The organism is Spirulina sp. 06S082, assembly GCF_034932145.1.
In the GTDB taxonomy this organism is placed as follows: domain Bacteria; phylum Cyanobacteriota; class Cyanobacteriia; order Cyanobacteriales; family Spirulinaceae; genus CCY15215.
On sequence record NZ_JAYGHV010000041.1, the window covers coordinates 1 to 13,635 of the forward strand.

Here is a 13,635-nt window from a genome sequence, read left to right on the forward strand (position 1 = left end):
TAAGGTACTGTATCCCGTAGTCATACCAGCAACACTAATCCCGTGCAAAGCGCGGATTACAACCAATATCGGCAAAGAAGTAATTGTGAGATAACCAAAAGGCGCTAAAGCCACCGAGATCGCGCCAATTTGGATCACTAATTTGCGACTGCGGCGATCGGCCCATTGACCTAAAATCCCTCGCACCAGTAACAAACCAATCGCAAAACTTCCCATTACCAGACCAACTTGCTGTTGATTTGCCCCCAGAGACTCAATATAAAGAGGAAGGGTGGGTAAAAGCACGGTTAAACTCACCCAAAAACACAATCCTGTTAGAAAGAGAAAGAGAAAATTACGGCGAGTTGATGGGGGAAGGGTGCGAAAAACTTTCACAGAATTTAAAATTGTGATGGAGGTCGTTGGGAAACATTTTTTAATATAACAATTTTTTTATAATTGGAGGAAAAGTAGGGGTTTGGTCACCAAACCCCTACTATTGACTATTGACTATGATTTGTTCATACCCACTATGATTCTAGAAGTTGCTATACTTGATGTAATTCCAGGCAAAGAGAATGATTTTCAAATTGACTTTGCTAAAGCGCAGTTAATTATTTCCTCAATGAAAGGTTATCTCAACCATGAGTTGAAGCGATGTATCGAGAATCCATCGCGATACATTTTGATGGTAAACTGGGAAACCCTGGAAGATCATACTGAAGGTTTTCGTGGCTCTTCTGCATATCAGGAATGGAAGCAATTATTACACCACTATTACGATCCTTTTCCCGTAGTAGAACATTATGAATCTCTCAGTAGGGGTTTGGAAACTACTGAGGGGTTTGGAAACCAAACCCCTACTATAACATGAATTTTTTTTCAATGGCGCATGGCGTAAATATTGCAATTATTTAATGTAGAGGGCATTAAAGCATTTTTCTCAATTGTTACTGCAAACCCATTACTTTCGAGAATAGAGCAAAACTCTTCTAATTTGTTATCTGTATTATGAATTTCAGCAACAACTTGCTTGACTTTTTTCCAATCATCTGTTTCTATCCCCTGAATAACATCAAGCTCATCTCCTTCTACATCGATTTTAAGCAAGTCAATTGAGTTAATGGATAAGTCTTTGATAACACGAGATAATTTTTTGACTTCGCCAATTACTTGTATCTTTTGGAAAAAATAATCTGTTTGTTCTTGTCCGAATACATCAACCATTAAATTTTTTTGAATTATCTTTTCCTCTGGTTTTGCAGTAGAATTCCCTGGCATATTGGGATAAAAGGTAAAAACTCGCTCTCGATCGTTTTCTGAACCTAAACCATATTTGAATGGTGAAACATTGCTTAGATCGTGAAGACGTATATTTTCCTTCAATACGGCGAATGTTGTTTCAATGGGTTCAAAGGAAAAAATTTTTAAATTTTCTTGAATCTGACTCATAAATAATGCGAAAAGACCGATATTCGCCCCAACATCAAAAATACAATCTCCTGGACGAACAACAATATTATTCTGGAGATATTGTCGTTCAGAAAAGATTTCAGAAAATATATATTCTGTTTCTTTTTGACTTAAGCAATAACACTCTAATCCATTGGGTAGTTTTAGTTTTTCCATTGCGAGTTAAACTTTCATCGTTGCTTTATCTTGACTAGCTTTTGCTTTAAACAAAAAAGCGGACAAAAGCCCGCCCGATCGCCTAGGTTGATTGCGCGTTGTTATTGCGCGATCGCCTCAACGGGGAACCCATCTTCACCCCCCGCAAGAGTCTTTTGGAGAACCTCCAAGGCCTTACTAAATTGCGGATCTTTTACCGTCCCCAAATTAGTGATATTTGCTTGCAATTGCTTGCGTTCCTCATCCGACATTTCCTGAACGACATCGGGAGGAATACCTTCCTTATTGATATCTCGACCGCTTGGTGTGAGATACTTGGCGATCGTCACCGCTAACCCAGAACCATCGCTGAGGGGTCGAACCGATTGTACCAAACCCTTGCCGAAAGTTTGCGTCCCGACTAATTTCGCCCGATGGTTATCTTGCAAGGCACCGGAAAGAATTTCGCTGGCACTTGCGGAACCTCCATCCACCAAAACCACCAAAGCCTTATCGGTTAAAGCCCTATTCTGAGCCTCTTTACGGTCTTGTTCTCCTTGACGGTTCACCGTTGAGACAATTGTGCCTTCCTTGAGCCACATTCGCGCAATATCTATACTCGAATTTAACAAACCCCCTGGATTAGAGCGTAAATCCAAAACATACCCGACCACTTTTTCCCTTTCTAACTCTTGGATCGCGTCGCGCATATCCCGTGCGGCGTTAGCGTTAAACTGATTGAGGCGAATATAACCCACCGCCCCTAAATTGGTATTTTCTACCCGCGATCGCACGGGGTGAATTTCAATCGTGTCTCGGGTAATGGGATAATCAATCTCTTCTACGCCTCTTTGAATCGTGAGGGTGACAGAGGTTCCTCGTTCGCCGCGAATGAGTTGAACCGCTTCATTCACCTCCATGCCTAACGTATCGCGTCCGTCAATTTTAGTAATAATATCCTTGGCCAAAATCCCTGCTTCAAAAGCCGGACTTTCTTCAATGGGAGAAATAACGATAAGGCGATCGCTTTTTTCATCTTTGGCAATTTGAATTCCCACCCCGGTTAACTCTCCGGAGGTGTCGATCTGCATATTTTGAAACTCTTCGGGGTTCATAAAGCGAGTGTAGGGGTCTCCGAGTTTCCCCAACATTTCCCGAATTGCTTCGTAGGCCTGTTCTGGATTAGTATAATTGCGTCCGAGATATTCCGTGCGGGTCGATCGCCAATCAACTTGATTGAAAGTAGCATCGACATATTGGCGGTCGATAATCTGCCAAACTTCATCGACCAGTTCCTTGGGACTTTCGCTGAAAAAGGCTTGACTCTTGGACAGGTGGATTCCCGCTCCTGTTACTGCTACCGTGGTTAAAACGACTGCCGTTGCGCCAAGGACTAGCCCGCGTTTTGTAAATACCATAAGTTTTTATCGTGCTGACGGGGAGGGTGCATTATGCCTACTCTAGCACAGGAATTCTATTGCTGTTGCAGGATTCTTTTCCTTCTACAGGAAATAAGCACCAATTTCCGTAAAATTAAGGCTTAGGGAAGGGCTTCTCGATCGGCACAGAGCGCCCGATCGCTGGCTTGTACCATCGTGCTATGGCGTAAATAGTCTCCTAACCAGTTGCAGCTTTTTTCCACCAGAGCAGCCAAGTCCAAAGACCAAATTATGGCAGTACCATCTTTACTTGCCGTGGCGATCGCGCCTCCATCCAGACTCCAATCAATGCCGACCACCTCCCCTTGATGAGCTTCCCAAGTGGTCAATAAAGAGTCATTAACGTGCCATAACTCCACATCATTATCCCAGGACACCGTTGCTAAAATTTCCCCGGTTGGAGCGGCAGCAAAACGGCGGATACTGTCGGTATACCCTTTGAGACGAGTCAAGGGGCGATCGCGATCGCCCCAAAAGGAAATAGCATTATCGTATCCTCCCGCCGCCAGCACAAACTTACTGTTATTCTCCAGCAAGTTACCCAAGGGGAGAAAATGCAGATCCATGGTCCAGTTGCCGCGATCGGCTACGGGGAGGGGAGTCCATCCCGAAAAGCGATCGCCATCTCGTTTCCACCAATAAATTCCTTCTTCGCCTCCGGTGACTAAAATATTGTCTTCAGGACTAAAAGCAACAGCGTGGACGCGCTGACGATGGCGTTGTAGTGTTTGTTGTCGTTTTCCTTGGCGATCCCAGGTTTTGACGGTGCCATCCCAACTGCCTGAAACCAAGAGGTTCGAGTCAAAACTCCAATCTAAATCTGCGACTCGATCTTGGTGTGCTTGTAAAGTTGCCTGTAATTGTCCTTGAGAATTCCAGATTTTTATTGTGCCATCCCAACTGCCCGAAGCAAATCCCATTCCATCTGGGGCAAAACTCAGGGTTTCAATGGGTTGAGAATGGGCAGAGATGCTCTTTAATTTTTCCCCTTTTCTTGTCCATAAGACAATGGTGCCATTTTCTCCGGCTGTAACGATTAATTCTCCGTCGGGAGAAATGGCAACATCGCGAATGCCTGTGGCCTTATTATCTTGGCGATCGCCGGTTTCTGATGGGGAATCCTGTAACAGTAAACGAGGATTACCGTTTAAATCCCAGATTTTAATAGTTTTATCAAAACTCGAAGAAGCTAGTTTTGTGCCATCTGGATGAAAGCGCACTCCTGTCACCCCGTCGCGATGAGAGGCAAAGGTTTCTAAAAGTTGTCCTTGGGTATCCCAGAGTTTAATTGTGCCATCGTAACCCGCAGAGGCTAGTTTTGTGCCGTCTGGACTGAAACGAACAGCTAAAACTCCCTCGCTATGATCCGCGAGAGTTTGTAAGACATTGCCGTTTAAGTCCCAAAGTTTAATGGTGCCATCGCGACTAGCGGAGGCGATCGCCTCGCTGTCAGGGCTAAAAGTCACATAAGAAACCCCTTCTTCATGTCCCCGAAAAATATCCAGCAATTCTCCAGAAATACTCCAAAGTTGTACGCCGCGATCGCTGCCTGCTGCTGCAAGAAACTTACCATTGGGGCTAAATTCTACCCACTGTACTGCCCCCATTCCTGCCGCAAGGGTGGCGATCGCCTCTCCAGTAATTGTTTGTAATTGAATCTTGCCATCTTTACCAGCAGTTGCCAAATAGCGTCCATCGGGGCTAAAACGAACATTATAGATTTCCCTGTCCTCTGTCTCTGGGGAATGAGACAAAATGCGAGGAGAAGGGATGGGCAGTTTTTCTGGCTGGGGAGTATTACAAGCAAGGGCTGGAAATTGCCACAACTGCACGGTGCCATCCCAACTACTCGAAACGACGCGCAGTTCCTCGGGGGTTTGATATAAGTCAACACTGGTAACGCTATCTTTGTGACCTGGGAGAGTATGCAGCAAAGTACCATCTTCGCACCACAATTTCACCGTGCGATCGCGGCTGGCACTGGCCAGAATACGGCCATCCGCAGAAAAGGTGACATCCCAAATCACCTCCTTATGACCAAAAAAGCGATTGCGTTCTTTTGTGCCATGCAATGCCCGTTCGAGGGCGGCGATCGTCTTAAACTGGGCGATCGCATCGATATTTCCTCGTACCTGCAAAGGAAATATTTGCCCTCTCTCTTCCCTCTTGCCTATTTCCTGTTCCCTGTTCCCTATTCCCTCCTCCCTAGCAACCGATAATAACTGGCGACCGGCTTTCAAGGCAGAAAGAAGCGCGTCAAAGTGTCGCCCAGAGACGAAAAGGGATTCCGAAGCCGCACTTTCAGCCAGTAAATTAGCTTTAATTAGTTCTTGCTGGGCAATTTGTTGTTGGTGATGAGCGTGCCATGCGGAATATCCTGCAATTAAAGCCAGAAAGGTCATTGCTGCGCCAATGGAGGAAGCCTTCAAACGTTGTCTGCGTTCCCGCGCCAATTCTTGCTGCTGACGTTCGAGACTGGCTTCGATGGTGCGGGTAAAATGGTGACGATATTGTTCTCGAATGGGGGCAACAAAATAATCTCGAGCCAATTGGTAGCGATGTTCGGGGTCTTCAGGAAAGCGAAAAACCAAGCGAGAATTAACCAGAATTTCTAGAATTGAACTTAATAATAATGGTGCATTGATAGTAGATAAGGGATGGGCGGATGTTTCCTGAAATGTTCCCAGAACCGACAAAAGTTCGCTTTGAGTTTTCAGGGGACGAGTATCATTTTCTGCGGTGAGGGCAAAGAGAGTGCGCCAAGCAATATCTTGATTTTCTGTGCCGCAGTCGGCAACAATAGCGAGAAGCGATCGCGTCACTAAGACGGTTTTGGGATGTTCTCCCAAGGCTTGATAATCTTTGAGGGTATCAATGCGATCGGTTTGCAACTGTGCGCCCACAAGGTGGAGTTCAATGGGACGCACGCTACCCCGTTCTTTGGCTAAATCCTTGACAAAGGCATCAATAAGGGCAGGTTCGAGATGAAATTGGGAATTTTCCGTGAGATGCACGATCGCGTTCTTGGTTTCTCGGGGGGTTAAATCTTTTAAGGCATAGCGGTTGCGGCGATCGAGGAGATTATTATCGATAACGGCCAGATCGACAAGGGTTTCAATTTCTAACAGGTGATGCAAATAGTCTTCTCGAATCGAGAAAATTACTTTCACAAAAGGGATAGAGAGGGCATCCCGGAGGAATTCATAAAACTTTTGACGCTGTTCTATTTCGGGACAAAGAAAGAAAAATTCCTCAAATTGGTCGAAAATAAATAAAGTGAGAACCCGATCGCTGAGGTAATATTGCAACTGCTGCAAAATGCGCCGAGGTTCTTCTGCTGAGGGAAAGGGAGACTTTTGCGGTAAAGTTGCGATCGCTTTGTTAAAAAGGCGACAAAGATTTTCTTGCCAATGGCGATAGGTTGTTTGTAGGATGGGCAGGGCATTACGAGCTGCAATGGGTTTTTCCTGAAGAGTTGCCAGCAAACATCCTCGCAGGAGACTGCTTTTGCCCACCCCTGAAGCCCCATGTAAAATCGTTAACTTGCGTTCCCTGCGGCTGAGGGTTTCAATTAGGTCTTCCACTATAATTTGACGACCAGAAGCGGCGATCGCCTCTTGGGAACGGCGATCGATGGCATTCCACCACACACTTGCTCCAAAGGCGGTAGAGTCGTCGATAGAAGCCAAAGGATAAAGCCCATGAAAGGCGCGTAAACCACAATAATGCTCGACAAACTGCCGTTCTTGTTTGAGAGCAAAGGCCAGTTTATACTGCTGATTTTGACAGTAGAGCGATCGCAACTCTTCTAAAACTTCCAAATATAGACGTTCTTTTTCAATCGGTGTATTCTCCCCCAGATCGCTATCCCTGGGGCTAGACCAACGATCTAAGAGGAGTTGGCGCGCATTCTGTAACTGTTCGATCGCCTCTCCATCTTCCCCTTGACGATGTTTAACTCGAGCCAATAAAAGTAAATAGCTTGCATGGTCTTGGTGAAGCGGATAAGGGGCTTTTTGCATGGAAGCAAGAGCTTGTTTGCTCAAATTTTCCGCTTTTTGCCACTCTTCTCGCTCTAAGGCGACTTTAGCGAGAAATCCCAAGGCACGAGGTTTCAAGGTTGGCGATCGGCGATCGGCGATCGGGTTCAGTGCATAAAGGCTCAAACCTTCAAGCGCAGCCCATTCTCCCAATTGTTGCAGAACAGAACCCAATTGAACGATCAACCCCGTGGCAAAGTCGGGTTGGTGTTTAACGGTAAAAATTTCTAAACTCGCCCCAAAGCATTTTTTGGCGGCGTGCCAAGACTCCTGCGCTGCGGCGGGATTTTGTTGCGCCACCCGGCAATAACATAAACCCAAATGAAAAAGAAGTAAACCTTTTTGATCTAAAAAAGGATTGGTAATGTGAGGAGTGCGAGGAAGCGTTAATGCTCCTGTTCCCAGCGATCGCGATTTCAAGCTCTTCTCAGCAGGATTGTCCGAAGCGATTAGCCAGCTACCAATGCCCCAGTATCCCGTCCCCCGACACCAAAAATTAAGGCTTTTCTCAAAATGATTTAGGGCTTCATCGAGACAATTTTGCTGGTAAGCATCCCGAGCCAAAATAAAGTGCCAAGTGGCTTCGCTGGCGGGGTTTAAGCGTTTGGGAAAAGGGAAAAGTTCGCGGCGAGCGCATTCCAATTCCCGGCGAGTGGGGCATCCTGGTGCAAGATCGATCGCCTCGTTGGTTAAAAATTTTTCTGCACCTGCTTCTAAAAGTTGTTGAAAAAGGCTGTCTGTGGTTTGCCACCAAAGGGCTGCTGACTCGCTGAGGGGAAGCTCGAATTTAATCGAAGCGGCAGCCCAACTTTTGAAGTCTGGAGCAAGGCGCGCCAACTTTTGTAGGAGATCGTCTGTTACCCAAATAATAACGGGTAGAGGGAGATGCTTGCGAAATTCATCTCGAACTTGATTGGTAGCTTTCAAAAGGCGATCGGGGTCTTTGACAAGCTCTAAACCAAAGACAACGAGGGCGCTGGGTAAAGGCTGACGGCTGAGGGCTGAAGGCTGAATTGGGTTGCGATTCTTTTTTGCCGACTCCAAACTCCTTTTCTCTTCTAAAGCGTCTAGGAGGGGAGAGAGAAGCGTAGAGATAGAGGGGTTGAGGTGAATGGTTTGGAGAGGCTGCAAGTCTGGCGATCGCAGGAAAACTTCCTCTTGAAATTGTTGCCAAATTTGTTCCCGCAGTCCTTGATAATTGCAACGCACCAAAATAGGGGCAAATTGTCCTTGGGACAGTAAAAGCGCTCTCAATAAGGTTGAAAGCGATCGCGCATTAGTTTCCCTAGCTGTTTGCCCCTTTCGCTGTCGATCCATCACCTATCAATTATCAATGTTAGCTTTACAGGTTTTGGTCGTGATAAAGAGAATTTTAATCGAAATAGCAAAAAACACACCTTGGCACCAACTTCCCGAACATTAGTTTCATAAACGGGGGGGAGAGTGAAGGAGGGATCGACCAATACGGGGTAAATATATCCTTGCAGTTGGCGATCGAGGCTGGGTTCGCCGAGGAGGTAGGCAAGGATGAGGGTGTCTAAGGTGAGTCGAGCCGTTCCTCGTCCGCGATCGGCTTCAATATGAATCAGTTGCCAAAAAGCAGAAAAATTGTTTCTTTTCTTAACAAAACTGCGATCGCCTCTCCTCCAACCCAAACCAACTCGCAACACAAAATTGCCAAAAAGTCAAGATATTGTTTCACTTCTTAACAGAGAAGCGATCGCCGTGCTAATTTTCCTCTCGATCCGCGATCGCCTGCTGCACCTGTTCTACACTCAGAGAAAGAGATGCAGCAATGCGATCGATACTTAACCCAAGTTCCAGTAAAATCGGAATGAGTTGTATCTTCGCTTCCTCGCGACCTTCCTCGCGACCTTCCTCGCGACCTTCCTCGCGACCTTCCTCGCGACCCTCTTCCCTCATTTCTCTGGCAAAGCGGGTTTGTCTCAATTCGTCTAATCCAAACATTTGTTCCATTGCCTCCCTACTCAGATCGGAAAATTTGTAACTAAGAACCGTTGTTATCAAGTTTAGCAAATCGAGCCGCTCCGTTTCATCTTCCACCTCATCAGTTTGCTCTAAAACTTCTCGACCCACCTCCAAAGCCACAGCGCGATCGCAGATAACTAAGCGGACGATCTCCATATTGAGCGATCGAAACCGACGCGAGGGTAACTCATCCAAATAAATTCGCGTCACCTTCCGAGACTCCAACAACTCCTGATAAGGGAGCAAATTTTTGGGTTCAAAACCCCGTGTCGCAAAAATAATAATCCCTCGCCAATCTTGTCCAGGATTGTTCTGATTCAAATAAATAAAAATCTCAGCAAATAATCCCGCATAAACATTGGCATCATAGCGAAATTGTACCTCAGTAAAATAGAGTGGTTTTGTTGTATCTTCTTGCAAAGGCTGAAAAAATCCATCAATACGAAACGCCGTTTGTTTGACCTCATAGGAGGCAAAATTGTAATCTTGTGCCTCTTGTACGGGACGCTCGATTAACTCAAAAAAGACCTCTCCTCGTTCCTTAAACAAGCGGTAAAAAATCGAATCTGTTTTCATATTTCCCGAACCAATAATCTCTCATTACTTTGTCAGTTTGCTTCCTTTTTTTTCCTTAAAGTAGAAAAATTGTTTCTTTTCTTAACAAAACTGCGATCGCCTCCCCTCCAACCAAAACCAACTCGAAACACAAAATTGTCAAAAAGTCAAGTAAAACATATAATTTGTTACTATTAAGTTTTTAAAAACTTTTCCCCTTCTCAACTCCTGCCATGAAACAATAAGAAGCCCGTCCTAAACCCAAACCATGAACGACACCGATCGCCAAACCCTCAGCCAACTCCTCGATCGCTGCCTGCAACAAAGCGATCGCCTCCTCGTCCAGAAGACCAAAATGGGGAACACCGAGGCTTATCTCAGTACCGTTAGCCTTGAATGGTTAAGCGATCGCGTCCAATTTGCCGCCCAACTCCCCCTCTTCCGCCAGAAAATTGACCCCGAAACCTTGGCGATCGTCCCCGACGCAGACACCGCCGAAAACCTGCAACAGCGCCCCCTAGACTGGTCGCGACAGGCACCCCTCACCCAATACCTTGCCACGCGCCATACCCATAAATTCCCCGCCCTCCTCGCGGTCCTCAGCCCCTCCTGGACCGACGACCCTAAAGCCCCCCAATGGGACAAAGAAGGACGCGCCAGAGAAACCGCCGCCCATTTTGACCCCCTCGATCGCAACCATAGCCTCGGCCTCCTCAGCCTCAACCGGGAGATCGACATCTTTGCCCTCGACGGCCAGCATCGACTCATGGGCATTCAGGGATTGATGGAACTGATCCGCACAGGTAGACTGGAAAAATATAAAAAGAGCAAAAAAACTACCGGAGTTGCGATCGCCATCGACGACCCCTACCAAGACCTCGATCGCGCATACTTGCAAACCCTCCCTCAAGAAACCATCGCCGTTGAATTCATCCCCGCCGTCATCCAAGGAGAAACTCGCCAAGAAGCACGCCGTCGCGTCCGTTCCATCTTTGTCCACGTTAATCTCACTAATATTCGTCTCAGTAAAGGTCAACTTGCCCTTCTCAACGAAGATGATGGTTTTTCCCTCGTTGCCCGACAGATCGCCCTCAACCATCCCTTATTTAAAAAAGGGCGCAAAACCAAAGATCGCGTTAATTGGAATAGTGCCACCGTTGCCGCCAAATCTACCGTCCTCACTACCTTACAAGCCCTGCAAGAGATGGCGCGGGTTTATCTCGTTCACCCCTTCCCCCACTGGAAACCCACTGATACGGGACTCCTCCCTCTGCGTCCCGACGATGAGGAACTTAAAGATGGAGAAAAAGAATTTAATATTCTCTTTGATTATCTCGCAGAACTCCCCAGTTATCGCCAACTCAAACGCAAGGATACCCCAGAATTACGCCGTTTTAGCCACGATGTCGGGGGTGGGCAAGGAAATCTGCTTTTTCGCCCCGTGGGTCAAATTGCCCTCGTACAGGCGATCGGTTTTCTTGTCTATAAAAAACGCTTAAATTTACATGATATTTTCACTAAACTCAGCCGCTACGATGCAGAAGATGGCTTTAGTAAAATTGATTTTTCTTCATCAATATGGTATGGGATTTTATACGATCCTTTGAGAAAACGCATTCAAGTTTCGGGTAAAGATTTAGCCTCTAAATTAATCATTTATTTAATCGCAGGACAAGAGGATGAGTTTGAATTGATTAAATTAAAAACAGCATTCGCTAAAGCGAGAACGATGGGAGAAGAACAAGCGATCGATTTATCCGGTGCATGGGTGAATCCCCGAGAGATAGAGCTACCTAAAATGCTGTAGAATAAGAGGGGAAATGTTAACTTACCCCTGAAGGCGATCGAGAATTGTGATAATGCGATCGCCTTGAAAATCATTGACTAATCTTCTTAATTCTGCTGCTAAACTAGCCTGAGATTCTGGGATTTCAGAAATAAGATTGAAAAGGGCATCATCATCGAGATTAATGGCTGCTTTCCGAACGCGATCGCGCCATTCCATCGGCATAATATTTAAGTCTTCCATCGTCATAGGTTTCTCTTCTCTCGTTTCTACAACTGGGCATTCTTCCTCATAAATAAACTGTACTCCTAAATGTTTGGTCATGGTCGCAAAAAGAACATCTTCCTGAAAAGGTTTGCGAACAAAATCATCGCATCCCGCAGAAAGAACGATCGCCTTTTCTTCCTCTAACACACTGGCTGTTAAAGCAATTACTGCTGTTGCATTGCCTTTCGTTGTCCCTTTAATATATTGAGTGGCTTCGTATCCATCCATTACCGGCATTCTCATATCCATCCACACTAAATGGGGTTCCCACTCCTCCCAAATGGCGATCGCCTCTTTGCCATTTCCTGCTTCTTTTAATTCAAAACCAAGGGGGACTAAAATTTTAATTAATAGTTTACGATTGACGGGTTTATCATCGACTACTAATATTTTATACTGTTTTTGATTGGGAGCAAGGGCAACAACATGACGAATCGTTTTATTGCTTTGAATCTCAGATTTTTGCACAATCTCTGCTTGAATACTAAAGGAAAATGTCGTGCCAATATTCACTTGACTTTGAACATGAATATCTCCTCCCATCAATTGCACAAATTGACGACTAATTGCTAAACCCAAACCTGTTCCTTCTTGTACGGTTTTACCGCTTTTTGTTTGACTGAAGGCATTAAAAAGATTGTTGATTTCATCTGGGGCAATTCCCATCCCTGTATCTTCAATTTCAAAATGAATAGTTGTTTTCTTCTGACTTGTTTTCTCTTCATTGTTCATTGAAAAAACTCGGACTGTAACGCCTCCTTTTGAGGTGAATTTGAGAGCATTATTAATTAGATTAATTAAAATTTGACGGAGTTTTAACGCATCTGTGTGAATATATTGTGGCACGTCTTCTGCATAGGTAAAGTTAAGTTGTAATTCTTTTTCTTCTGCTTTAATTTCTAACAAATTCTCCACTTCATTTAAAAGGGCATAGAGATCGAAGTTTTGAGGATTAAAGCTGATTTTTCCTGCTTCAATTTTTGACAAGTCCAAAACTTTATTGATCAGAGATAATAAATAATCGCCACTACTGTTAATAATTTGTACATTTTCTTTATGTTCTACGGGCAAAGTTTGCGATCGAAACATAATTTGTGAAAACCCTAAAATGGCATTGAGAGGGGTTCGTAACTCGTGACTCATATTCGCTAAAAATTCACTTTTTGCTTTATTCGCAACCTCAGCTTTTTCTTTAGCAACGACTAATTCTTCAGTTCTTTCTTTAACTCGTTCTTCCAACGTGATTAAAGCATTTTGTAATTGTTCTGACATCAGATTAAAAGATTGTTCTAATTCTCCAAGTTCATCATTTCGTTGAATATGAATTTCTCGACTCCAATGGCCGCGAGAAATATTTTTTGCTGCTTCATTGAGTCGTAAAATCGGTTTTGTTACCCAACGTGCTGTTAAAATACCAATGACGATCGCCATAATTAAAGCGGCAAAACAGAGTAAAATGGTGTTGCGAGTATTGCGATTAATTTGTGCCATAAAATCAGCACGGGGAATAACGATCGCGATCGACCAATCTAAACCAAAGCGATCTTGAAAAGGGTGGATTTGTAAAAAATATAATTCTCCTGCAATATTTAAGTTGATTTGAGTGCGATCGCCGCGATCGATTAAGTTTTGCGAAGTAATTTCAGCCGCAATCTTCCGAGTTAATGAGTCTTGACTTTCTTCAGCTAATACTCGCGTTAATTTCTCATCTTGAAGTCGAGATAATTTTTCTAAAGTTGAAGTTGCCACTAACCTTCCCGATCGCTCTATAATAAAACTTTGTCCAGTTTTGCCAATTTCTAGATTAGCCAGAAAATTGCTAATGGCGACTAAATGTAAACTACTATTGACCACTCCATCTAAATTTCCTTGGCGATCGTAAACGGGACGAACCGCCGCTAATGTTAAATCTTTGGTGGTAAACTGAGGAAAGATTTCGCTCCAAACTTCTCTTTTTGCGGCAACTGGATCG

The 13,635-nt window shown here is 44.7% G+C and carries 9 protein-coding genes; 2 read left to right on the plus strand and 7 right to left on the minus strand.

The window, feature by feature from the left end; all coding sequences use genetic code 11:
- Positions 1-375, minus strand: a 375-nt coding sequence (locus VB714_RS05160; protein WP_323221847.1) for an MFS transporter, incomplete at its 3' end; no start/stop codon positions are given.
- Positions 376-511: 136 nt separating this feature from the next.
- Here VB714_RS05160 and VB714_RS05165 point away from each other — a divergent pair.
- Positions 512-853 carry an antibiotic biosynthesis monooxygenase gene (locus VB714_RS05165; RefSeq protein ID WP_323221849.1) on the plus strand — a complete coding sequence of 114 codons (342 nt, stop codon included), beginning with the start codon at positions 512-514 and terminating at the stop codon, positions 851-853.
- Between the two features lie 8 nt (positions 854-861).
- On the opposite strand, the gene VB714_RS05170 is transcribed toward VB714_RS05165, so the two are convergent.
- The 5 genes from VB714_RS05170 to VB714_RS05190 form a co-directional block, all read right to left on the minus strand.
- Positions 862-1,608 (minus strand): FkbM family methyltransferase, encoded by a 747-nt coding sequence (locus VB714_RS05170; RefSeq protein ID WP_323221851.1) that lies wholly within the window; start codon positions 1,606-1,608, stop codon positions 862-864.
- A gap of 101 nt (positions 1,609-1,709) precedes the next feature.
- The gene (ctpC, locus tag VB714_RS05175; RefSeq protein ID WP_323221853.1) at positions 1,710-3,005 is read right to left on the minus strand and encodes a carboxyl-terminal processing protease CtpC; all 1,296 of its coding nucleotides are present in this window, start codon (positions 3,003-3,005) and stop codon (positions 1,710-1,712) included.
- Between the two features lie 122 nt (positions 3,006-3,127).
- Positions 3,128-8,383: a tetratricopeptide repeat protein gene (locus VB714_RS05180; protein WP_323221855.1), complete on the minus strand. Its 5,256-nt coding sequence runs from the start codon at positions 8,381-8,383 to the stop codon at positions 3,128-3,130.
- The gene (locus VB714_RS05185) at positions 8,383-8,736 is read right to left on the minus strand and encodes a hypothetical protein (protein WP_323221857.1); all 354 of its coding nucleotides are present in this window, start codon (positions 8,734-8,736) and stop codon (positions 8,383-8,385) included. The genes VB714_RS05180 and VB714_RS05185 overlap by 1 nt, the downstream gene beginning before the upstream one ends.
- A gap of 58 nt (positions 8,737-8,794) precedes the next feature.
- A complete protein-coding gene (locus VB714_RS05190; protein ID WP_323221859.1) occupies positions 8,795-9,631 on the minus strand; it encodes an Rpn family recombination-promoting nuclease/putative transposase in 837 nt (278 codons plus the stop codon).
- Positions 9,632-9,878: 247 nt separating this feature from the next.
- On the opposite strand from VB714_RS05190, the gene VB714_RS05195 reads away from it, so the two are divergent.
- Complete coding sequence (locus tag VB714_RS05195) at positions 9,879-11,417, plus strand: DGQHR domain-containing protein (protein ID WP_323221862.1); 1,539 nt, start codon at positions 9,879-9,881, stop codon at positions 11,415-11,417.
- Positions 11,418-11,438: 21 nt separating this feature from the next.
- Here VB714_RS05195 and VB714_RS05200 read toward each other — a convergent pair.
- A partial coding sequence (locus VB714_RS05200) for a hybrid sensor histidine kinase/response regulator (protein ID WP_323221864.1) occupies positions 11,439-13,635 on the minus strand: 2,197 nt, incomplete at its 5' end.